Below are 22,150 nucleotides of genomic sequence, written 5' to 3'. Positions count from 1 at the left end.
TGAGTTCAGTATAAAAACCACGAATTTCACGGATTAACACGAAGATATTTGATGTAATTTAAATAAAAACAATAGGCAAATTTAAATAAAATTCGATAATAATACCTTTTTAGAGTGGACTCATTTTTAATTAAAACTAATTCATTGCGCCCTTTGTAACTGCTCTGGGTTCTCTGTGGTTGCTTAAATCCCCGAGGAAATGTTTTTGGGGTGCGGCTCTGCGGCCTTAGAAATATTTGCTCTGTTTACTTAAAAAATATTAAGTTACCATTCTGAAAAATAAAAACGAATGGAGCGCATGTTTTTTGAACTGATACACACGGAGGTCAACAGCAAGGCAAGAGCTGGTTTAATCCATTCCGATCATCAGCAAATAGAAACACCGGTTTTTATGCCCGTGGGAACTCAGGGAACGGTTAAAACGCTTTCGCCAAGAGATTTGCGCGAAGTTCATGCATCCATCATTCTGGGCAATACCTACCATCTTTATATGCGTCCCGGGCACAAATTAATTGAGAAACTGGGCGGCTTGCACAACTTCATTAGCTGGGACCGAGCTATTTTGACGGACAGTGGCGGATTTCAGGTGTTCAGCCTGAAAGAACTGCGTAAGATCGATGAAGAGGGCATCCTCTTTCAATCGCATCTGGACGGTTCATTGCACAAATTTACGCCCGAGCTGGTTCTGGAAATCCAGCGCAGTTTAGGCAGCGATATCATGATGGTGCTGGACGAATGTCCGCCATATCCTTCTTCTTATGAATATGCATTGCAATCAAATGACTTAACCATTCAATGGGCAAGAAAGCAGCGCGAAATTTTCAGTCGCTGGCAGCCGCTGTACGGACACAAACAGTGGTTGTTTGCCATTGTTCAGGGAAGTACATTTAAGGACCTGAGGGAGCAAAGCGCCAGGGCGCTGGTGGAGCTCGACTTTCCTGGCTATGCCATTGGTGGCTTAGCGGTTGGGGAGCCCAAAGAGGTGATGTTTGACATGACTGATTTTTGTACGCAAATTCTGCCCGAAGAAAAACCCCGTTACCTGATGGGTGTTGGCATGCCTTCTGATATTCTGGAGGCCATTGAGCGCGGGATTGACATGTTCGATTGTGTAATACCAACGCGTAATGCGCGCAATGGAACCGTATTTAGCTGGCAGGGTAAAATGGTTCTGAAATCGGCCCGGTTTAAAAAAGATGAAAAGCCTATTGATCCTCAATGCGCCTGTTACACCTGTCAGAACTTTTCAAGGGCTTATTTGCGACATCTGTACAATGTCAATGAAATTCTGGGCTTAACGCTGGCTACCTTACACAACGTCCACTTCTATCTGGATCTGGTACGGAAGGCCAGGCAAAACATTTTAAATGACCAGTTTAGCGACTGGAAAAAGCAAATTCTGAAGAACATAACAAAAACAGTAGAAAACTAAAATTAGAGGAGAGATTTATGTTACAAAGTATTTTACTCATGGCTCCAGCCAATCAGGGCAATGGGGGAGGCGGAAACCCTTTGGTGGCCTTTTTACCGTTCATTCTCATTATTGTTATCATGTATTTTTTGATGATTCGCCCACAGGCTAAAAAGCAAAAAGAAAAACAGAAAATGCTTGATGCATTGCAAAAAGGCGATAATGTGGTCACTATGGGCGGCATCCATGGGAAAGTCGTTGGTTTTAGTGATGATAAAAAGACCGTTCTTTTAAAAGTGGATGACAATGTAAAAATCCATGTAGAGCGTACAGCCATTAACTTCGTTAAAAAGGCGGGTAGCAAAAGCTGATGAAAATTGTTTTTATGGGAACGCCCGACTTTGCCAGGGTGTCTCTGCAAAAACTGCTGCACTCTGAGCATGATGTTGTGGCTGTGGTTACAATACCCGATAAACCCCAGGGGCGCGGTCTAAAATTAAGACCTTCACCGGTAAAACAATTGGCGGTGGAAAAGGGCATACCTATATTACAAACAGAAAAATTAAAAGATGAAGCTTTTGTTCGGCAGCTTAAACAATTTAAGGCCGATGCTTTTGTAGTGGTGGCTTTTAAAATTTTACCGCCAGAGGTGTTCACGATTCCACCAAAGGGAACCATTAATTTACATGCCTCGCTTTTGCCCCGTTACCGCGGAGCAGCGCCGATCAACTGGGCCATTATTAATGGAGAGACAGAAACCGGGGTTACCACCATCCTTATCAATGAAGGCGTGGATCAGGGCAATATGCTTTTGCAACGCAGAGTGTCCATCACGCCGGATATGACCGCCGGTGAACTTCACGATGTATTGGCGGAGATTGGCGCAGAAGTTTTGCTGGAAACTCTAAATCGCTTGCAGGCTGATGACCTTGTTCCCATAAAACAGGATGAAAAATTGGCCTCGAAAGCGCCCAAAATTACCAGAGAGATGTGTCATCTGAATTTTAATCAAGCGGCTCAACAGGTGCACAACTGGATTCGTGGGCTCAGTCCCTATCCTGCTGCTTATTGTTACTGGCAGGGGAGGATGCTGAAAATTTTCAGGTCTGGTTTAGTACCGCGTTATGATACTCCACATAAACCGGGTACAATAGTGAAGGTTTTTAAAAATGGTTTTACCGTTAAGTGTACGCGGGGCGCTGTTGATGTGTTTGAAGTTCAAATACAGGGGAAGAAGCGCATGGCGGTGCAGGAATTTTTAAACGGTTATCAATTGAAAGAGGGGCAGGTTCTGGAGTAAAGGAATTTTTCATCCAGAATATGGAAACATCGATTACTCTCAGGCGTTTTAAATACATTGAGTTTAATCAATCTGGGGGTAATCATGATTACCGTTCATGTTCCCAATTATGGTGATTTTGATTCAGCTTTGCGCGCTTTTAATCGTAAGGTACGCAAGGCACAAATCATAGAGATATGTCATAAAAAGTCGCACTATATCAGTCCAAGCCAGAAGCGACACCGCGCCAAGCTCAAATGGCGCAAGAAGATGATGAATACTTAAAATGGGGAGCAAGCTCCCCGTTTTAATTTAATTTCTTTGCCTGGAAAGCAATTTCGGCACGCTGTAAAATATATTTTTTAATGGGATGTGAAGGGAGTTTAATTCTCGGGATTATAACCATACTCTTGTTCGCCTGGCTTGCCTATCACCCATGTATTTGCCTCATCACTCCAGTTAGCATGTAAATTTGTAAAACCATCATAATAATATCCTAGAAACTCACCATTATTTTCTCAAAGATAAATTACCCCAAATTAATAAAGCTTAAATAAAATTTAAGCTTTTATTTTTTCTGAAAAATACTCGACTCAAATTTTGATAATTTATCTTTCCCTAAATAAAGCGATAACAATTAAGATGAAGAAAATAATAGTACTTATAAAAAATAGAAATTGAACAAAAGAACTGGTTTCCTGTCAATGTATTCCCAATCTTCCATTTCTTTGAATATTCTTTCATACTTTTTATCTTTATATATGGTAAAATAGTTAATCCATAAATAATAAATAAAATAAGATTAAATCCTTAAATTTGTGTAAAAAGGCAAAAATGTTAGTCTTTCAGTTTTAACTATTTATACTAGAATATTTCTTATCGCTTGACCAACTTTTTTACATTAATTTTATTTTTGTATTTTTTCTTATATTTTTCTAAAATTTTCCTTGCTCCTTCGTCCATTTTCGCATTCCTGGCATATTCGGCTAATATCAGAAATACTTCTTTTTTCTTTGTATGAAAAAGCCCAAAGAATGCCCCAAAATTATTTGGCCCACTTATATAAAGAACCTAAATTTATAAGGCAGCATAGCCGCAACCAAAAACCTTCCTTGGGGATTTAAACAACCACAGAGAGCACAGGGAAGTATTTTTAAATTAAAAATTAAAAATTACGAATTATGAATTAATTTGCGAAGGGGCAACTTATGCCCAGGCGGTGAGGAACCGTGCCGGCATGTCATTCTGAGAATCCCTTACATTGGCAGAACATTCGAAAGAGCAATGTAACTCGTGCTTCAGTCCGCGACTTTTTACGGGCGAAGCATTTATGGCGAGCTTTTGTTTTAAAACCCATCCCCCCGGCCCTGTTCCCTTTAAAAAAAGGGAAGGGGGAGTTATAATCTTTACAATGTAAAGATTGATTTTTAAATGTTCATCTACTTTAATTTTTGGGAAAGCTTAGTAAGAATGCAGCACAAGAATTTTCGCATCCCGCTGTGGCGGGATTAGATCTTTTGAAGGAAGTATTCTAATGCAGCACAGCCGCAACCAAAAACCTTCTTTAAAAATTGACAGGCCGGTGCCCCGGAACCCTTTAAATCTTACACTCTTAATTCTTCCCTTCCAACAGAGGAAGTTATTTCACGAATTAGCCCTCACCCCCTCAATCCCCCTCTCCCAGAATAAAAATCTGGGAGAGGGGGAAGACCTGTGTGGGAAATTTTCTTAATTGTCCGACCGCTTTAGCCGGTTGGAGCGCAGCGGAAATTGCGATTCTCTGGGACGGGACATCAAACCATTCAACAAATCAACAATTCAACAATTCAACAGATTTGCTTCTTCACACAGCACAAAAATTTTCGCACGCTAAAGCATTTTATGTTTTGAAGGAAGTATTCTAAGATTGGGCTACGCTGCGGTAAAATTTTGCGGCCAGTTTGGCGAATGGTAAACGGTTTTTTCGGCCGCCAGGTAGAAGGCCAGTTCCGGGTGTTTGTGGAAAAATGCCGTCAACTTCTGCGGAGGCCAGAGGAGGCAAACCGTGGAAAGCGCATCGGCCAGGGTGGCATCCGGCGCCAGCGCCCAGGCCGCGCGAGGTTCCTGTAGCGGCTGCCCTGTTTTAGGATTAACAATGTGCCGGCCTTTGGCCAACCCGGAAGCGCCCAGGGCCTGATTCTGCAAAAGAAGCCTCTGCACGAGCCGCTCGTTTGTAAATGGATTGTGCAGAGAAAGCGGCCAGGCCAGTGGGCCAAAACACAAAACGGAACTGTGTCCGCCATGCAAAAGGGCGCTCTCAATCTCCCAGTCTAATAGCAAGGCCTTCATCTGTTCCAGGGCAAAGCCTTTGCCGATGCCGCCCAGATCAACGGAAACCGGAGCGTCGCGACAGATGACGGACCAATTTTTGGACCGCAATTCCAGATTTTTAACAGATCCACTCTGGATTACCTGAGGCGCCGCTTTTTTGCCTTTGTAAAAATCGAACACATCTCCGGCGCCCACATCGAACATGCCCTCGGTCCATTGGAACATCTCTCTGGCGCGCTGTAAACATTCAAAGGTGTGCGGACTGACCACCGTCGATTCGCCGGGTTGTAACTGGTTAATTCGGGCCACGTCGCTGTTCTCTTTGAATCGGCTTAAATCGTTTTCCAGTTGATCTAAAAGCAAAAAGGCTTCGTGCGCAGCGCCGCTGGCAAACGATTCCTGATCATGAACCACAAAAATCTCGAAAATGGTATTCATGGCAAAATGTTGAAAACGCAGTGCGTGAAATGGCCAGTCAGCCTGTACGAGATCACTGTTCATGGAGCGTCATCCTGTCCAGAAACTCTTTTTGCACGTACAACTGCAACAACGGTTGACCCGGACGCAAAGAGACCGGTTGTTGAAGGTAGGGAATGTACAATTTGCGCTGACCGGGCGCAGGCCGGTTGTAAAGATAATCAATGAGTTCACTCTCCAGAGAGATATCGGCAATGATCAACGGTGCCGGTGGACTGTCCTGCGGAGGTGCAGCCCACCAGCCGACTCTGCTCAGCTGGCGCAGGTACCAGGGCAACGGCCAGTAGTCGTTGTGCGGTACCATGACCTGCAGGTAACGTAGGGTGCTGTCCGGCATGTGTTGCCAGAGGGCATCCACGGTTTGGGCCAGCTTTAAAACTTCTTTAGTCGGCTGGGCGTAAACAAAAGGATTTTGAATGCTGGTTTCCTTTTTGAAGTTTTGCCAGTAGAATTGCCAGCTAAAGAGTACCATCAAAAAAACAAGAACTATTTTGCCCAACAGCGGCTTTTGTTGCCAGAGGAAAGACAGAGCCCATCCGGCGACCATCAGCATGCCAAACCAGAAAGGCAGTACATTCCACGGCGTTTTGTAAGGCAGGGCCGAAAAAATGATTGCGCAGAGCAGCGCGGTCACTGCCAGAAAGAAAAGCGGCCGGTAGCGCTTGGGCTCTGATATTTTGCGCAGCGCCAGACCAAACAATGCCCAAAAAAAGAGCAAGCCTGGTAGCCATTGCGACGTCCACCAGAAGGAGTCACTGCGGTAAAAGCAAAGCCATTTGACGTATTGAAACCAGGGATGGGCATGAACGCTTCCGCTCATGCCGCGTTGAACGTAGAAGCCAAAACTTTGACTCAGTTTAAAGAGCCCGTTCATGTTTTGCAAAAAGGCGCTGAACAACAACCCCACGGCCAGAGCCCAGCCCACGAAAAAAAACAGCGCCGACTCTGTCTTCAGCATCCATTGCGGGGACAGCGATTTTTTCAGAAGCAGCACGCTTAAAAAAGCACTGAAAGCAAAAATAATCCAGGTCTCCTTGGTGGCTGCACTCAGGCCCAGGCTTAATCCGGCCAGAAAAAAAGAAATTAATCGCCCCGAAGCAAGGGAATGCAGGAACAGGAAGAGGCTGAGGTAGAGCCAGAAGACGAACAGCGTTTCATGAATGTAGTAGCGATTGTAAAAGATCAACACCGGGCTCAGGGCAGCCAGCAGCATGGCCAGCAGCACACTGCGTTCGTTTAAAAAAGGGCGCAGCAATAGGGGCAGTGCCACTAATAACAACCCGAAAACGACGCTGACCAGGCGTAAGTCGCTTTCCGACCAGGTGCGCCATTCGGTTTTCCCCTGTATGGCCAGAAAGGGCCAGGAAAGATAATAAAAGAGCGGGCCGTGGTACTCGGCCGGGTCGTACTCCAGCGTTCCGCTTTGCATGAGTTGATCCAATTTAGCTGCGTTGACCGCTTCATCGCCGTGCATGGGACGCCGATCGAGATCTATTAAACGCAGGGCTAATCCGACAGCAAGAATCAAAATGGCCAGGAAGACAAAATGTTTGTGTCTTTTTAGGTGCTGTTGTTTTTCCAAGATGGCAAAACCTGTGTTACAATTTTTTTCAACCCGCTGCCCGACAGGGCTGAAAGCGGTTAGCCGTTTCCTGAATTGGCGCCGGCTTTGCGGAACATGAGTATTAAAACTGACATTGCCTGTCAGGTGTTTAATTGCGGCAGGCAACATTCAGACTATTTGACGGGCTTGCCGTACACTTCCACCTCGATGTAATGGTTCAGATCGTTGTTGCTGTTGCCGTTCGAATAGCAGCGCACGTAACGGGCCTGAAGCCCCCTGGCATCGATTAATTTGCCCTCGGCCGTTTCGATGTAATTTTTGTCCTTTCCTTTGCCCAGACCCGAAGAGTTGTCGTGATCATTGTTAAAAATAGTCGTTACGCCCTTAATAAAATCTTTATCGTTGGAGAGCTGCACGACCACGTCAAAATAAACCCGGGGTTGCTTGTGGAAGTGCCAGAGAACCACGGCATAAATGTTGTGTACCGCGCCCAGGTCGATGGTCACATATTGAGTAAAAGGACCCAATTCCACGTAATGCCCGTCGCCGGCTTCCTTGTCTCCATCGGTGATCATGTCGATTTCCCCGATGATGGGTTCTTCGTCGCTACTGGTCACCGGTTTGCCCAGGGCCACGTTTTTTGTTCCTGCCGGGGCCAGAAACGGGGGACGCGGTTTGCCCAGCGGTTTTTCCAGATTAGGCACGTTCAAGTTCTGGGGCGTGCCGATGAACATGGGCCTGGGCAATTTGATCTCAATAGGCACCAGTTTTTGATCTTGATCTTTTTGCTGGCTTGCCTTCTGCGTTTGTCCGAACAGAGGTAAAGCGGTAAGAGTCAAAATGAGCACAAGACGAATCAACATCTTATTTCTCCTTATCGTTTGTTTTTTGTTTAAGCGAAAAATAGTGAATGGTAGCTAAAATTGCAATCAGGAATGTAAGCAGCATGCCATAGCGGTGAATGGCGATCAATTGCCCGATGGCAGTCGCGGAAAATATGGAAAAAAGACTCAGGATGATGGCGCCGATGCCCATTAAGCTGAGGAAAAAAATCAGCCAGAACGCCATTTTAGGAAAGAGATGCGCATCTCTGAAACTCATTTTCCAGCCCCGGACAAAGGTCCGAGCATCCTGATGATCAAAAGTCATTTGTTGCACGCTGCTTAAAATCCACAGGGCAAAGGCCGTCAGAAAAAAGGGCGCCAGCAACACATGGATGATTAACAGCAGGCCCTGCATGTGCCGGCCGCTTAGCAGGATGGGCAAAAACGCGCTTGCTGCCAGCAGCAGAAAAAGGGCCAGGCTCCAGGAGAAAGAGGAGCGACGCAATCGCGTAATGAACTTTGCTGTGTCCCCTTGAACAAAGAAGGGACGTAAGGCCGAAAGCGCTTTTCTTTTTTTCCAGACAACAAAGAACACAATAAGCAAAACGATCAATACACTCATTCGAAACATGGTTTATTCCTGTTGTTGATGAAGTAAGATGGACAGGCGATGAATCCCTTTTAAGGAAAAGAGCAAAAAAACGGCCAACAACAACCCGTACAGAGCAACTACTAAAATTTTTAACAATGGCCGAAAGTAGAAGGAAAAGGAAAAGAGAAAGGCGTTGAAGCGATTGACGCCCATGAAAGCGCTCTGTGAGAGTGTGGCGGCCTCCGCCGTCTTTAAGAGCCATTCATTTTGCACCTTGCCCCTGAAAAAGGGTGAAGCCGGTGTGTGACAATCTGTGCAACCACCCGCTCCCAGAGACTGTGCTGCCGGGCGTACATCGTGGGCCAGCGGCCAGAGATAGGGCCGGGCCAGGGGTGTGTGTTTCTGGCCCAATGCCCCATCTTTGTCTACAAAGAACAGCGTCTGACCAACCAATAGGGCTATTGGTTGATCGGGCAGCACGGCCGACAGGGAATCCAGCGCAGCCTGTAACAGTGAATCGCTGAGAGCCGGCCAGCCGGGAACAGGCAGGGTGTCCTGTCTGGCCACCAGAGGCACAACCACCCTTTGTAATGTTTCAAGGGAAACCGGGCGCAGGGTGTCCTGCTGAAAGGTGGCCCAGAAAACTGGCCAGCTCAAGAAGTGAGGACGGATTTTTCCCTGACGATCCACAGCGAACACGGGAGCCTGGATATGGGGCAGGGCGCGGGCGGCCCGACGGGCGTAACGCGTGCCCAGTTTGTGGCCTATGGAAGTGTGCACCGTAAACGTGGTGTCGGCCGGCAGAGGGCCGGAATGACAGGTGGTACAGGCTAATTTTTCAAAATGAACCGGAGGTAAACCGCCATGCCGGGGGTTTGGGGCGCCATATTCTCCGCTCTTTAAATGACAATGGGCGCAGGAGTAGGTTTGCCCTTCCAGCCCGCGATCGATCTGATGATCCAGACCGTTCCTGTGACAGTCAACACAGTGCAGTCCGGCTTTTAAGTGGACATCAGCATGGGGCAGGGTTGCTGTTTGCCCTTTGCTCATTATTTTTAGCGAATGACAGGCGTAGCAGCGCTCATCGGGAATGTTGCGTGTCAGGCGCAATGTTACCTTCCCTTTTTCGTCGAAACGTTGGGCGCTGTACTGAACTGTTGGCGGTTTTTTGCGCGGTTCGTCCGGAGCAAAGCCCCAGTACAGATCGAAATAATCGGGCATGTCGCGTGCGCTGCCCTGTACGCGGGCCAGATCGGTTGCTGCGCTTGCGGCCCAGCGGAAATTCTGGCGTTTCATCTGATCTGCGTATTCGGCGGCATCGTAGAGCGGACTGGCATCGTGGCAGGCGAAGCAATTCACTTCGGCAACTCCGGAAACCTGCCAGCGCCAGTAATTTTTCAGCGCCCAACGGCTGCTGTCTTCGGCAAGGCCGCCTCCGGGCATTTGCCCGCCAAAGCGACTGACAAAGTGCAGAGCATCGATTCCAAAGGCCTGTGGCTTAAAACTTGCCGTCCATTGCCGGTAACTGAGCGGCACCTGCAGTAAAGCCCGTCGATCAACCCAGAAAAAGGGATGCCCGTTCCGCCCATCGTTTACCGTTGAATCGCCGGCGTTAAAGTGCCAGCCCTTTCGGATCAGCTCATAGTTGTGGCAGGACGAACAGCTCTGTTTTGTGGAAAAGGGGAGCAAGGGGCGCTCATCCGGGTAAATAACCGAGCTGTCCTGGTCAAAAAGCCGGATGTGGTGCAGGGGAGTGGCCCGGCTACCATCGGCAACATCGCCAAGACGGAAGTCCGCTGCCTGCAAACACAAGAGACCGACCAGCACGAACAGATATTTCATCATGGCCTTTCCTGTCAAATCTTAAACTCCTGAGGTTTGTAAAAAATTTTGTGCCCGGAAGCCACAGCCTGATTGACTTTTAACACAGTAACGGCCGTTTCGTAACCGATGTCAACCGGGCAATTCAACTCTTCCTGACCGCGAATGGCATTGAAAAAGTTTTCCAGATGCGGCTTATGGTAGGGATCGCGCATTACAATGGGCAATTCGTATTTTGGCGGAGCCAGCGTCTCGCGCACATCCAGCACAGCACCAGCCGCCGGTTTGGGTGTTTCTTCCTGGGGCGCTTTGATGTAACCCATTTCTACAAAGCGATCCCAGGGCGGGGCCATCTGTTCGCGGTACAGGCCAGCCCGATTACCGGATTCCGAAATCTGCAACGTGCCCTGATCGCCCATGAAGGTTTCAAAGTAGCCCAGATTGCTGTTGGTGGTAATGGTCTGGTAAAAGGCGCGTACCGTTCCGTATTTTGTGTGGTACACAAAGGTAGCCAGGACCGTGTCGTACCATTCATGGGTTTTAGGATCGTAATAATCTGTACCTCCGCTGGCAATCACAGAATGGGGAATAGATTCCAGAAACCAGTTGTAAATATCGAGCTGGTGCGATCCCAGATCCACAATAGGACCTCCGCCCAGCCCCCTGTACCAGCGCCAGTTACGAAACTGGTGCATGTTTTTGAATCCATATTGGCGCAAAATGGACTCAGGAATGGCGTATTTTTCGGGCCAGGCTAAATCGGGTTGAACGGAGCGATTCCATTGACCGTTTACTGTGGTGATTCTGCCTAACAATTGCGCTTCCTTAATGAGTTTAAAGAAACTGTGCCGGTAGCGTGGATTGCTGCGTCGCTGATGGCCGATTTGCACCAGTTTGCCGGTACGTCGTTGGGCTTCAACAATTTCGCGCGCTCCTTTTAAGGTGTTGGACATCTCTTTCTCACAATATACGTGCAATCCGGCTTCCATGCAGGCAACGGCTTGCGGCGCATGCCAGAAATCGGGAGTAGCTACAATAACCGCATCCAGGTCTTTTTCTTTGGCCAGCATGTCGCGGTAATCAATGTAACCGCGTACATCGTGACGGTACTTTTTCAACAGGCGTACGGCGCGTCTGAGATTGTATTTTTCCCAGATATCGACCACAGCCTTGAAACGAATTCCCGGAATTTTTAAACAGGCGTTCAACAAGACGCTGCCTTCTGCGCCGGCGCCAATCAGGGCAACATGCAGATCATTGCTGTTGTTGGCTCTGGCGCGCGTCATGATCATGGGCGCCAGCACAATCCCCGCGCCCAAAGCCGTACTTTTTTTAATGAATTCACGTCGATTAACCTGACCGGGTGTTTTTTCTTTTGACTCCATGGCTCCTCTTACTAAACTGTTTTTGACTTTTTGTTTTTTCTCTTTTCATTACTCTGTAGCGTCCAACGGTTTAATACGTAGATTTCTGAACCAGATGGAATGCCCGTGATCCTGCAAGCCGATGTGTCCCTGGCGTGGCATATCTTTGTAAGCTGTGTTGAATTTGTTGGGCGTGCCATCCGGATTTCGATGCGCCTGCGTCCAGCGATTCAGATCCATGTCAATAATCGGCTGGCCGTTTAAAACCACGTTGATTTTGTTGTCCTGGCAAAAAATGGTGTAGCGGTTCCATTCGCCGGGACGTTTCACGGCGTTTTGAGCAGGTTCCAGACAATCGAAAATGGCGCCACAGTCGTGCTTGTCGGGAGGGCACTTACCGAAAGAATCCAGAATCTGTACTTCGATGGCTGTGTGTAACCAGTGTTCAATACTGCCCGTGCGCAAAAAGACGCCGCTGTTGGTTTGGGGCGCCAGTTTGAATTGCAGATCAAGAATAAAATTACCGTAACGTTCCTGGGTCCAGATGTCCCCGCCGCCTGAACGGCTCAATTGGCCATCTTCAAAAGTCCAGCTGTTTTGCTTCATCAGCGCATTGCTCAAATCGCTTTTAAAAAGCGGTTTCCATTGGGCCGGAAAAAAATGAACAGCCTGTTGGTTGAAAAATTGAATGCACTGTCTGATTTCAGGAATGGATGAGGTCCAGTTGTACTCGTATTCAATGGAGAACACACCGCTAAATTTTTGTTGGGCCAGATAACGTAAAATTTTTTCCATGTGATTGATGCCCGTGCCCCAGGGGACGTCGTGGGCTTCTCTCTTGCCAAATTCGTTCAGATCTTTAAAGTGAAAACAGATGATGCGTTTTTTCAGCAATTTCAGAGCGTCCAGTACATTCACTCCGGAACGCGGCCAGTGGCCGGTATCGGCACAAACTCCCAAATAGGCGCTGCGTCCCTGCAGGGCTTTTAAGGTGGTATGTGGATTCCAGTAATGAGAGGGTTTAGGGTGGTTGTGGATGGCCACTTTGATTTTGTATTCCTGAGCCAGTTTATCGACCAGGGGCAGGGCCTCTTCGGGCGGCTCGGCTACGATGGTTTCGATGCCCAGGGCCCGGGCAAAATCGAAAACCTGCCGATTTGCATTTTCATCGTTGGTTAAGGCAACGACGCCGTAATTTACCAGGCGTAATCCGCGTTCCCTCAACCACTGTTTAATTAGCTCAATGAATTCCGGAGGAAGGTTGTGGTCAAATTTGAGATGGGGAAATTTGGGGCTGAGCGTTTGTCCGGGATAGGCTTCAACCCAGGAAACGCCTAATTCAAAGGCTTTGTCCAGCGCTTCTTCAAAGGTGTACTTGTGGAAGGTCCACAATTGTACAGAAAGCCTCCAGGGTTTGACCACATCGGTCGGTGGATGGCTGTTGACCTCCAGAGAGTTATTTTGTGCCCAGATTAAGGTTACCATGAGTAAGATTCCTGTGAAATAACGCATTTGTTGATTCCTCTGTTTTGTTAATTTGTTGGGGCGCTCTTCAACGATTAGCCCTCGGCCTCTAACCACACAAAGCGGGCGAGGGAGAAATTCAGTCAGCCGGTAGGCGCAGGCTTGATGCCTGCGCTTAATGCTTTCTTCTCTACTACACAAGGCTCGAGCTAAAGCTCGAGTTACGCTGCGCTTGCTGCTCCCAGGGTCTGAATTACAATTCCTCCAGGTAAATGTTACGAAATTCAACCACGGATGAATGGTTTTGTAAACCGATGAATCCTTTGCGCCGTTTTAACCCCGGATGGCTTCTTTCCAGATGCATGTACTGGATGACATTGGCTTTGTTAATGACCTGACCGTTCAATTGCACTTCGATTTGCGGGCCGCGACAGGTAACGACCATTTTTTGCCATTGGCCGGCAGATCGGCTGACGCGTTGGGCTGGCGCCTGAACGCCATAAATGCTGCCCGTATATTGCCAGGGTTTTAAATGAGCGTACTTTGGCGCGTAATCGTCCAAAATCTGGATTTCCATGCCCGTGTAAGCCGGATCGCCCTGGTGCGGAGCTCGGATGAAGAGACCGCTGTTTCCGCCGGCAGGGACTCTGAATTCCAGTGACAATTTAAAATCGCCGAATTCACGCGTGGTCGATAGCCAGCCGCCGCCCTGGCCTGTGGTGTACAGAATGGTGTCTTTTACGCCCCAGGAATCCGTTGTGTTGCCAATCACCTGCCAGTCATCTAAATTTTTACCGTTAAAGAGCGGGCCTTTAAACAGTGGCGGCTCGTCCGGCAATTCTTTAATAAAAATATTTTTAAAGTAAAGGGGCGAATTGTGGGCCTGTAACTCAATTGGGCCAACGGGGTAAAGGGGCTGATCGCGTTCCCAGTAATTTTCCAGTACCACCTGATCCACTACTAAAACATCGTTTAAATAGACGGTGACGCGGTCGCCTTTGAGGAGGATGCGAAAGTGGTTCCACTGACCAGTCGGTTTGTCGGCGGTGGTTAGCGGTTGGCTGGCGTGGTGCTGATTATTGTACAGTCCGCCGGAACCGATGTGCCACTGTTGTGGGTCCCATATCTGGACCTGGGGGCAACCGCGCAGGTAAATCCCGCTGTCGCCGAACTTTTCAATCTTCCAGTCGATCAGTAGTTCAAAATTACGAAAGGCGCGTCTGGTCTGCAGGCTTAGATAGCCGTTTCCGTCAAACATCAGAATACCGTTTTGCACTTTCCAGTGTTTACGCATTTCGGCATCGGCCGCTTGTTGTAAACTGTCGCGTTTGTGTGGCGGCAGAGTTTTTGCCTTTAAGGGATCAAGCGCCACAGCCTGCCAGCCGCTTAAATCCCGACCGTTAAAAAGCGCTTCGAATCCTTCGGGCGGTTTGTTCAGGCTACGCAACTCCTGAATGGCGCTAAGCGCTTGCGGACTGGCGTGGGCTGCGATGAGGGCCAGATAGGCCTGTCGCACTTCTGATGATGGCGATGGCTCCAGGGATTGCATGATGCGCGTCAAAGCGTTAAAGGCTGAGGCGCCCAATGTGGCATCGCTGCTCAGGGCGCTTAAGGTTTTTACGGTTTCATAGGAAGGAAAGAGGCCCATAACGCTGACCACACGTTCTTTTTCCGCAGTACGTTCGGCCAGACTGAGTAACGTTTTCAGAGCAGGCAGGGCCCGCTCGGCAGCCATTCCATTGTTCTGGATGATTTGTACGGCCTGGCGCAGGGCAAGGATTTTTTGCGCCTGATCCCCGGAATCCCGGATGAACAACAGCAAAGCGTTGAGCGCCGCATCATCCGGCCATTTTAACAGAGTAGTGCGCGCAGCCTGTCTGAGTTCAGCCGAACGATCCGCGCCGGCCATTTCTACAAATTTAAAAAAGGCCTTACCGCCCATGTTTCTACATAGGTTCAGGATGGCCAGCCGAGTCTGTTGCTCAGCCTGCGGCCACCGATTTTGCAGCAACTTTAACAGGCTTCGCTGCAGATTGCGCTCTTTGACCATGCGGGCCAGGCCTTTAAAAGCCTGGTTCTGCTCGCTTTCATCCTGTACATTGAAGGCTACGGTCAACAGATCATTTAATGCTTCCTGTCCGGCAAAATGCGTCAGATTTTTCCAGACGAGCAGCCGTAATTCCCGATGTTCGCCTTGCAGTTCCCGAATAATGGCTGGATTTAAACTCGTGATTTGCCGACGAGCAGCAAAGCGGATGATCGCTTTTTTGGTTTGCAGGGGAGCCGTACCATAGGCCTCGATTAAATGCAACTGATATTGCTGCAAGGCAAAGTGGTTCAATGTGTTCAGGACGAGATGGCTATTTTGCGGGTGTGTGTTCAGTTCATCGAATAAGACGGGCACGGCTGCAGGGTTCCTGTAATAGGCCTGGGCCTGAATGGCTGCCTGAAGGGTCAGGGAGTCGCTGTTTTGCTGACCCAACAAACGGAGAATTTGTGAAAAAACAAAACGATTTTTCTGGCGGGCGAAGAAAGCAATGATTTCTGATTTTAGAATGGCGCGCTCTTCGTTCAAAATTTTACCGAAGGTCAGGGCCAGCAGGGAATCGTTCCATGTGCTGACGGTAAGCAGGATGGCGCTGCGGCACTCCGCTGTCGTGTTCGGCGCTGCCCACTGACGGAAAGCATGCTCAATGGCCCTTGGTTCGTCCAGGTTGCGGGTCAGAGTGAGCAGTTGAGTGAACTGCTCGCAGGTCAAGGTAGCGGAACGTTTTAGCCAGTGATCGATCATCCCCTTTGCCTGTTGCCGTTTCCCTGTGGCAATCAGGGAAGAGATGAAGGGTAGGGCTGTTTCGATTTGCTGCCTGGCCTGGGCTAAAACGAGGGGATCGCCCAACCTGGCCAGGGCCAGAAGAGCTTCTTTTTTGATTTCCGGCCGCTCAGAGGAAGCCAGCTTTTGTAAATAGGGGGCGCTGGCCTTTAAATTTTTGCCGGCGCACAGTTCAATGAGAGGCTGCAGGGAGGCGTCGTTGGCCTGGCCCAGAAGCTGGAGAATGGTTTGGTCGCAGGCCGGACCTTTGAGCTGCTTTAGAGCGCGTAGCACAGGCTGTTGCAGTACCTGGCTAAAATAGTACGGTTTAAGCACCGGAGCGAAACGATCATCCCCGCTCCACTGCATCTGTTCGATCAAAAACTGTTGTTGCTGAGCATCGGTGATTCGGGGGAGCGCGTCGCTAAAGAGATTAACCAGCTTTTTTTGCTGCTGCTGGTCAAGTCGTTTAAAATTCAATGCCAGGGCATGAATAGCGTATTGGGCCTTTAATGTTAAGTGGTGCGGTTCCCGGGCAAAGTAGTGGATTACGTTCTGTAAGCTATCCTGAGGCAGATCCATGAGCGCCCGGACCAGTAACTGTTCCTGTACCGCATTTTGCGCCGGAAACAGGGCCAACAGTCTGGAAAGGGGAATGGTTTTACTTCGTTCCATATTAGCGGGCGGATGGGAAGAAAGGCATGCGCTGAGGATGATCAACCAGAGAGTAGCGCTCAGGTATTTTGCCATTTTACTCAATTGCATAATTTTCCCCTTAAAATTTCCATGGAGAACGCATGGGTTGAAAGATCATTTTATTGGCAATCGGATCGTCTATGAATTCCTGCTTTTCGGGATCAAAGCGCAGCGGGCGCCCGAGGTGAACGGCAATTTTAGCCAGGTTAACCAGGGTAGCCGAACGGTGACCGTTTGATTCGTTCAGGGCGAATTTTTGTCGGGTGCGTACTGCCTGATGAAAATCTGTTATTTGTGGTTCGGGATCTGGCAGAGTGTGCAAAATTTCTGACAGGTTCGGAATGTCGGATTTCAATTCCGGAAAAAGTTTGCCCTCAGGCCCTTCAATGAAGGGGGCATTCTGATAGCGGTTTTCACCATCCAAAATGATTTCACAACCATCTGCGTATTTCATGTGGATTTCGCGCCAGGTGCCTACCGCGTCCGGATGCTGTTGCGGAGCGTCGGCTTCAATGTAAATGGGACTGGTGTCATCTTTTTCTAAAACATATTGCACGGGATCCAGGTAGTGCTGGCCCATGTCTCCCAGCCCACCGCCGTCGTAATCCCAGTAACCGCGAAAGGTCCGATGTACGCGGTGTGGATGGTATGGTTTGTAGGGCGCCGGTCCCAGCCAGAAATCGTAATCTAATTGCGGTGGAATCCATTGGGGGGGTAAATCGGTACGTCCCTGCCAGTAAAATTTCCAGCCAAAACCAGTGGATTCATTGATGATGACGCGCAGCGGCCAGCCCAGAAGACGATTTTCAACAATCTTCTTGACCGGTTTAATCGGTGAACCGAAACGATAGAAGGAACTCTGAAAACGAAACCAGGTGTTAACGCGGAAAATAGTGCCATTCTGCCGGATGATTTCAAGCAGTTGCCGGCCTTCGCCAATGGTGCGCGTCATGGGCTTTTCACACCACACGGCCTTGCCGGCGCGTGCTGCGTAGGCCGCAATCAATGCGTGCCAGTGGGGGGGCGTGGCAATGTGAATGATGTCAATGTCGTCACGCTGGAGCACTTCGCGGAAATCTTTGTAGCCCTTCACATGTGGGGCGGCTTTATTCAGCGTGTTGCGCAAATGTTGTTCATCCACGTCGCAAACGGCCAGCAATTTTCCCGGGGCGGAAAAGGCGTGCCACTGGCCCATGCCGCCCACACCGATCACGGCTTTGGTTAGCGTATCGCTGGGCGGTTGAAATCCTCTACCCAGAACATGCCTGGGAACAATGGTAAACGCTCCCAGACCAATCAATGAATGTTTGATGAAAGTTCTTCGTTTCATGGATTGTGCGTTCCTATCTTTGAGCCTGCGCTTCCTTGTCATCTTTGTCATTGAACGAGATCCAGAACAGCACGGTGATTATGGCTGCGAAAATGGCGGGCGTCCACCAGATGGCGTGCCAGTCCCGAACTCCGCTCCTGGTAAAAAAGTCGACGACCTTACCCGAAATAACAGAGCCCGTGCCGATGCCTAAGCCGTACGTAATCAGAGCGATGAGCCCCTGGGCGCTGGCCCGAATGTCGCCGCTGGCCTTGCGGTCTACGTAAATCTGACCGGTGACAAAAAAGAAATCGTAACAAACGCCGTGCAGCAGAATGCCTACGTAAAGCATCCACAAATTTGCTCCCATGTTGCCATGAGCAAACAAAATGTAACGTAGAGCCCAGGAAAACATGCCAATCAGCAACATGGGTTTGACGCCCAGGCGCTTGAAAAAGTAGGGCATGAGCAACATGAAAATGACTTCGGACATTTGGCCCATGGACTGTTTGGCAGCTACACCGGTCATTCCCAGACCGTTCAAGAACATGTTGGTAAAATTGTAGTAAAAAGCCAGGGGAATGGAAATGAAAAAAGAGGCCAGAACAAAGACCAGAAATGAGCGCTCCTTCATCAGCTTAAGGGCTTTAACGCCTAAAATATCGCCAAGGGTTACGTCTTTTCCAATGTTTTGCGGCGGTGTCTTTGGCAGAGTAAAGGAATAGAGCCCCAGTAAAATGGAGGCCAAGGCTGCCATCTTCATGGGCACAGAACTGGCTTCCACTTGCTGGTAAAAGTTGAGCTGGATGAAGGTAATCATTAAGCCCGCTACAATCCAGCCAATGGTTCCCCAGACACGTACTTTGGGGAATTGCGATTTTTGATCTTCCATTTGCGTAAAGGAGATGGTGTTGGCCAGGGCAATGGTCGGCATGTACAGCAAATTGTACAACAGCAAGCCTAAAATCAGTGGCAGGGCCTGTGTAATATTGGAAGTGAAGTAGAGTACCAGACCGCCCAGAATATGCAATACGGCCATGACCTTTTCCGAATTAAAGTAGCGATCGGCAATCATCCCGATAAAAAATGGTGAAACAATGGCGGCAATGTTGTTCATTAAATAGGTGTAACCGATCTGTGAACCAGAAAAATGAATGGCGTTCAGATAGGTTCCCAGAGTGACGAACCATGCCCCCCAGACAAAAAATTCCAGAAACATCATTGCACTGAGTCTAAGATAGGTTTTGCTGCCCACGGTTAACTCCTTTTATTAAATGAAACGAAAAATCCGGTGTTTACGACCTTAACCCGCCATTCCGGTAACTCCGGGTACAGTTTGCTGCTTTTCCCTTCTCTGCACAGGTTTCAGAGCGTAACGCAGGCTTGAAACCTGCGGCTACCGCTGGTCAGGCCCTGTCCGATTTAATCCAATTCGACCACGCGGCCCGTTCGTACCGATTGATCGGCGGCCAGTACAATACGCAGACTGTTTAGCGCGTCCTGTAGATGCTCGCTTAAATTTAGGTCCTCCTGAATGGCTTTTAGAAAAAATTGCTGCTCTCTGAGACAAAGCTCCTGATGATCGGGTTCATCGTGGGTATCGATGAGCTGATCGGGTCGGGCAAATTCGCCGTTTTCCCGGCGTTCGGCAAAGTGCAGCAGTAAGCTGTTGGTTTTGGTGTGGCTGTCAATATCCGAAGAATTTGTGTGACCTACAGCCGTTGGATCAACAATACTTACGCAGCCTCTGGGACCGATCACGTCTTTTACAAAAAAGGCGGTTTCGCTCATCATGGGCCCCCAGCCTGCTTCGTACCAGCCCACAGAACCGTCTTCAAACACAACCTGTAGCTGGCCGTAATTGTACATGTCTGGTTGAATTTCATCACTCAGACGAGCGCCAATGGCCTGCACACGTACAGGTTTGCTGCGCGTCATCTGGCACATGATGTCCACGTAGTGCACGCCGCAATCCACAATGGGCGACATGCTTTTCATCAATTGTTTGTGGGTCTCCCACTCCTTGCTGGCGCTCTGCTGGTTCAGATTCATGCGCATGACCAGCGGCTTCCCCAGACTCTGGGCCAGATCAACAAATTTTTGCCAGGCAGGGTGATGTCGTAAAATATAGCCTACGACCACTTTGCGTCCGGATTTTTGAGCCATTTCAATGATCTGCCTGGCGCCTTGTACAGTTTCGGCCAGGGGTTTCTCCACAAAAACGTGCGCTCCGGCCTGTAAGGCTTTCAGTGTGTAAGGCAGGTGCGTGTCAGGATAGGAACAGACAGCCACCGCATCGGCTCTGGCCTGTTGCAGGGCCTGATCAAAATCGGAAAACTCGGCGACTCCTCCCAGTTCACGGGCCAGTGGCCGACGTCTGCTGGGGGAAGGAGCTACGATGCCCGCTAATTCGAATTCAGGTATTTGATGGTAGGCGCGGGCGTGCGAAGCTCCCATATTACCGGCGCCAACCACCAGAACACGTAAAGGCTTATCTCTCATTTTTTCTCCGACGACTGGTCCATGGTTACTCTCTACAGGGCTTTGGGCTTTCAGCTGTGTAAGGAGCCCTCGCTCTTTGGTTCCTCTGTCGCGATTTGGCCTCCCCTCCTCGAAAATTGAGGTGCAGGTAGCCCTCAACCCCTAACCCCTTCTCCCACAAACCGGGGCAAGGGGAAAAATCAGCCTGCCAGTGTAGGTCTCGAGCTAAAGCTCGGGTTACGTTTGAAGCGGGAATTCGAAATGACACCCGGCACCCATCTACCACTTAACCATCTTACCACTCCCATCCTTTCCGAAAGGTTGGCGTCAGCAGAGCGCTGGCTTCTTCGCTATTGGTAAAGCGCATATTTTTTCCGTCGTACTGTAAAATTTTGTTTTCATGAGCTGTTTTAATGGCAATGTTGCCCAGCAACATGGTTTCGGTCAGGCGCGCTGAATATTCAAAATTGGTGGTTGGTTGCGTCCCTTTTTTAATGGCCTCGATCCACTCCTGATGAATGCCGGGCGATCGGGGAATGGTTTTGGGCGGAAGCTGGAATTCTTTCATTTTGCTTTCCGGAATGAGGCGCGGATTTTCACCGTACACGGAACACATTAATTTCCCTTTGGTGCCGTAAAAAATACAGCCGCCTCCCTGATTTCCCATGCGTCGCCCCTCTTCCAGATCATCGGGTCTTGGGGGCATCAGGCCGCCATCGTACCAGACCAATTTAACCGGTGGCATGTTTCCGCGCCGGGGAAACTGGTAGCGAACAATGGAAGCCAGGGGATAGGTTTCGTTATTGAATTCGGTGGACGTAGCCTGAACGGATTCGGGCAGATCCAGTTTTAAAGCCCAGTAAGGTTGATCCATGATGTGTGCGCCCATATCGCCCAGCGCGCCGGTGCCAAAATCCCACCAACCACGCCAGTTAAAAGGCACATAGGCCGGGTGGTAGGGACGCCAGGGAGCCGGCCCCAACCACAGATTCCAGTGTAGAGTGGGTGGGGTGGTCGGAATTTCCTGAGGACGTGTCACTTCTTTTCCCTGGGGCCAGATGGGGCGATTGGTCCAGGTGTGTACCTCGTACACATCGCCAATGGCACCGGCCCAGATCCATTCGCAAATCAGGCGACTACCTTCTCCGGCGTGCCCCTGATTGCCCATCTGGGTAATAACCCCTTTCTCTTTAGCTGCTTTGGCCAGCATTCTGGCCTCGTAAACAGAGTGTGTGAGCGGTTTTTGAACAAAAACGTGTTTTCCTAACTGGATGGCGGCCATGGCAGCAACCGCATGGGTGTGATCCGGTGTACTGACCGTAACGGCATCGATATGTTTGTGTTCTTTTTCCAGCATACGCCGAAAATCGTAATATTTTTTGGTTTTCGGAAATTCGGCAAAGGCTTTGGAGGCCCTGTCTTCATCTACATCGCACAGGGCTACAATATTTTCTGTACTCACAGCGTGTAAATCGCTGTAACCTTTACCGCCTACGCCAATGCAGGCGATATTTAATGTGTCGCTCGGAGCCTTGTACCCTCTGCCTCCAAGCACATGGCGGGGAACAATGGTGAAGGCAGCAGCAGCCAGACTGGATTGGGCCAAAAATTTACGGCGGGAAATGTTTGTTTGATCTGAATTCATGGTCGGCATCCCTTTCAAGTAAATGTAATGCGTTTCCGTGAACGAATTTAGTTTTTATTTTACAAAAACAAACTCCAAAAAGCAAGGTAAGGCAGCGGAAAAGG

16 protein-coding genes are annotated in these 22,150 nt (G+C 49.1%); 4 read left to right on the top strand and 12 right to left on the bottom strand.

Annotated features, from left to right (window positions below):
* Nucleotides 1-289 precede the first annotated feature (289 nt).
* From tgt to rpsU, 4 genes are all read left to right on the top strand, one after another.
* Nucleotides 290-1,432, top strand: coding sequence for a tRNA guanosine(34) transglycosylase Tgt (gene tgt / locus ACWB0I_RS10190; RefSeq protein WP_479387957.1), 1,143 nt, complete (start codon nt 290-292; stop codon nt 1,430-1,432).
* 17 nt (nt 1,433-1,449) lie between these two features.
* Nucleotides 1,450-1,782 (top strand): preprotein translocase subunit YajC, encoded by a 333-nt coding sequence (gene yajC, locus ACWB0I_RS10185; RefSeq protein WP_479387956.1) that lies wholly within the window; start codon nt 1,450-1,452, stop codon nt 1,780-1,782.
* Nucleotides 1,782-2,711 (top strand): methionyl-tRNA formyltransferase, encoded by a 930-nt coding sequence (gene fmt, locus ACWB0I_RS10180; protein WP_479387955.1) that lies wholly within the window; start codon nt 1,782-1,784, stop codon nt 2,709-2,711. Before yajC ends, fmt begins: the two co-directional genes overlap by 1 nt.
* Before the next feature lie 84 nt (nt 2,712-2,795).
* Entirely contained in the window at nt 2,796-2,975 is a 180-nt protein-coding gene (rpsU, locus tag ACWB0I_RS10175) for a 30S ribosomal protein S21 (RefSeq protein WP_479387954.1), read from the top strand.
* Between the two features lie 1,626 nt (nt 2,976-4,601).
* Here the strand turns inward: rpsU and ACWB0I_RS10170 are convergent.
* From ACWB0I_RS10170 to ACWB0I_RS10115, 12 genes are all read right to left on the bottom strand, one after another.
* Nucleotides 4,602-5,501: an FAD:protein FMN transferase gene (locus tag ACWB0I_RS10170; protein ID WP_479387953.1), complete on the bottom strand. Its 900-nt coding sequence runs from the start codon at nt 5,499-5,501 to the stop codon at nt 4,602-4,604.
* Nucleotides 5,491-7,059 carry a flippase activity-associated protein Agl23 gene (locus tag ACWB0I_RS10165; protein ID WP_479387952.1) on the bottom strand — a complete coding sequence of 523 codons (1,569 nt, stop codon included), beginning with the start codon at nt 7,057-7,059 and terminating at the stop codon, nt 5,491-5,493. Before ACWB0I_RS10165 ends, ACWB0I_RS10170 begins: the two co-directional genes overlap by 11 nt.
* A gap of 155 nt (nt 7,060-7,214) precedes the next feature.
* Nucleotides 7,215-7,904 (bottom strand): discoidin domain-containing protein, encoded by a 690-nt coding sequence (locus ACWB0I_RS10160; protein ID WP_479387951.1) that lies wholly within the window; start codon nt 7,902-7,904, stop codon nt 7,215-7,217.
* A 1-nt stretch (nt 7,905) separates the two neighbouring features.
* Nucleotides 7,906-8,496, bottom strand: coding sequence for a hypothetical protein (locus ACWB0I_RS10155; protein ID WP_479387950.1), 591 nt, complete (start codon nt 8,494-8,496; stop codon nt 7,906-7,908).
* 3 nt (nt 8,497-8,499) lie between these two features.
* Nucleotides 8,500-10,302, bottom strand: coding sequence for a cytochrome c3 family protein (locus ACWB0I_RS10150; protein WP_479387949.1), 1,803 nt, complete (start codon nt 10,300-10,302; stop codon nt 8,500-8,502).
* Nucleotides 10,303-10,313: 11 nt separating this feature from the next.
* Complete coding sequence (locus ACWB0I_RS10145) at nt 10,314-11,663, bottom strand: Gfo/Idh/MocA family oxidoreductase (protein ID WP_479387948.1); 1,350 nt, start codon at nt 11,661-11,663, stop codon at nt 10,314-10,316.
* 48 nt (nt 11,664-11,711) lie between these two features.
* A complete protein-coding gene (locus tag ACWB0I_RS10140; protein ID WP_479387947.1) occupies nt 11,712-13,154 on the bottom strand; it encodes a 3-keto-alpha-glucoside-1,2-lyase-like domain-containing protein in 1,443 nt (480 codons plus the stop codon).
* A gap of 205 nt (nt 13,155-13,359) precedes the next feature.
* Entirely contained in the window at nt 13,360-16,680 is a 3,321-nt protein-coding gene (locus ACWB0I_RS10135) for a 3-keto-alpha-glucoside-1,2-lyase-like domain-containing protein (RefSeq protein WP_479387946.1), read from the bottom strand.
* Between the two features lie 10 nt (nt 16,681-16,690).
* A complete protein-coding gene (locus tag ACWB0I_RS10130) occupies nt 16,691-17,941 on the bottom strand; it encodes a Gfo/Idh/MocA family oxidoreductase (protein WP_479387945.1) in 1,251 nt (416 codons plus the stop codon).
* Nucleotides 17,942-17,954: 13 nt separating this feature from the next.
* Nucleotides 17,955-19,175: a nucleoside permease gene (locus tag ACWB0I_RS10125; protein WP_479387944.1), complete on the bottom strand. Its 1,221-nt coding sequence runs from the start codon at nt 19,173-19,175 to the stop codon at nt 17,955-17,957.
* A gap of 167 nt (nt 19,176-19,342) precedes the next feature.
* Nucleotides 19,343-20,422: a Gfo/Idh/MocA family protein gene (locus tag ACWB0I_RS10120; RefSeq protein WP_479387943.1), complete on the bottom strand. Its 1,080-nt coding sequence runs from the start codon at nt 20,420-20,422 to the stop codon at nt 19,343-19,345.
* 274 nt (nt 20,423-20,696) lie between these two features.
* The gene (locus tag ACWB0I_RS10115) at nt 20,697-22,046 is read right to left on the bottom strand and encodes a Gfo/Idh/MocA family protein (protein WP_479387942.1); all 1,350 of its coding nucleotides are present in this window, start codon (nt 22,044-22,046) and stop codon (nt 20,697-20,699) included.
* Nucleotides 22,047-22,150: the final 104 nt, after the last annotated feature.

It is taken from the genome of Caldithrix sp. (genome assembly GCF_056497305.1).
Note: the sequence above shows the minus strand (reverse complement) of the source record. Positions and strands in the feature narration are given on the sequence as shown.

Excerpts from the sequence above, each read along its gene's own strand:
- ACWB0I_RS10140 (WP_479387947.1), bottom strand. The coding sequence starts at position 13,154 with ATGCGTTATTTCACAGGAATCTTACTCATGGTAACCTTAATCTGGGCA.
- tgt (WP_479387957.1), top strand. The coding sequence starts at position 290 with ATGGAGCGCATGTTTTTTGAACTGATACACACGGAGGTCAACAGCAAG.
- yajC (WP_479387956.1), top strand. The coding sequence starts at position 1,450 with ATGTTACAAAGTATTTTACTCATGGCTCCAGCCAATCAGGGCAATGGG.
- rpsU (WP_479387954.1), top strand. The coding sequence starts at position 2,796 with ATGATTACCGTTCATGTTCCCAATTATGGTGATTTTGATTCAGCTTTG.
- fmt (WP_479387955.1), top strand. The coding sequence starts at position 1,782 with ATGAAAATTGTTTTTATGGGAACGCCCGACTTTGCCAGGGTGTCTCTG.
- ACWB0I_RS10150 (WP_479387949.1), bottom strand. The coding sequence starts at position 10,302 with ATGATGAAATATCTGTTCGTGCTGGTCGGTCTCTTGTGTTTGCAGGCA.
- ACWB0I_RS10115 (WP_479387942.1), bottom strand. The coding sequence starts at position 22,046 with ATGAATTCAGATCAAACAAACATTTCCCGCCGTAAATTTTTGGCCCAA.
- ACWB0I_RS10120 (WP_479387943.1), bottom strand. The coding sequence starts at position 20,422 with ATGAGAGATAAGCCTTTACGTGTTCTGGTGGTTGGCGCCGGTAATATG.
- ACWB0I_RS10155 (WP_479387950.1), bottom strand. The coding sequence starts at position 8,496 with ATGTTTCGAATGAGTGTATTGATCGTTTTGCTTATTGTGTTCTTTGTT.
- ACWB0I_RS10135 (WP_479387946.1), bottom strand. The coding sequence starts at position 16,680 with ATGCAATTGAGTAAAATGGCAAAATACCTGAGCGCTACTCTCTGGTTG.
- ACWB0I_RS10170 (WP_479387953.1), bottom strand. The coding sequence starts at position 5,501 with ATGAACAGTGATCTCGTACAGGCTGACTGGCCATTTCACGCACTGCGT.
- ACWB0I_RS10160 (WP_479387951.1), bottom strand. The coding sequence starts at position 7,904 with ATGTTGATTCGTCTTGTGCTCATTTTGACTCTTACCGCTTTACCTCTG.
- ACWB0I_RS10130 (WP_479387945.1), bottom strand. The coding sequence starts at position 17,941 with ATGAAACGAAGAACTTTCATCAAACATTCATTGATTGGTCTGGGAGCG.
- ACWB0I_RS10145 (WP_479387948.1), bottom strand. The coding sequence starts at position 11,663 with ATGGAGTCAAAAGAAAAAACACCCGGTCAGGTTAATCGACGTGAATTC.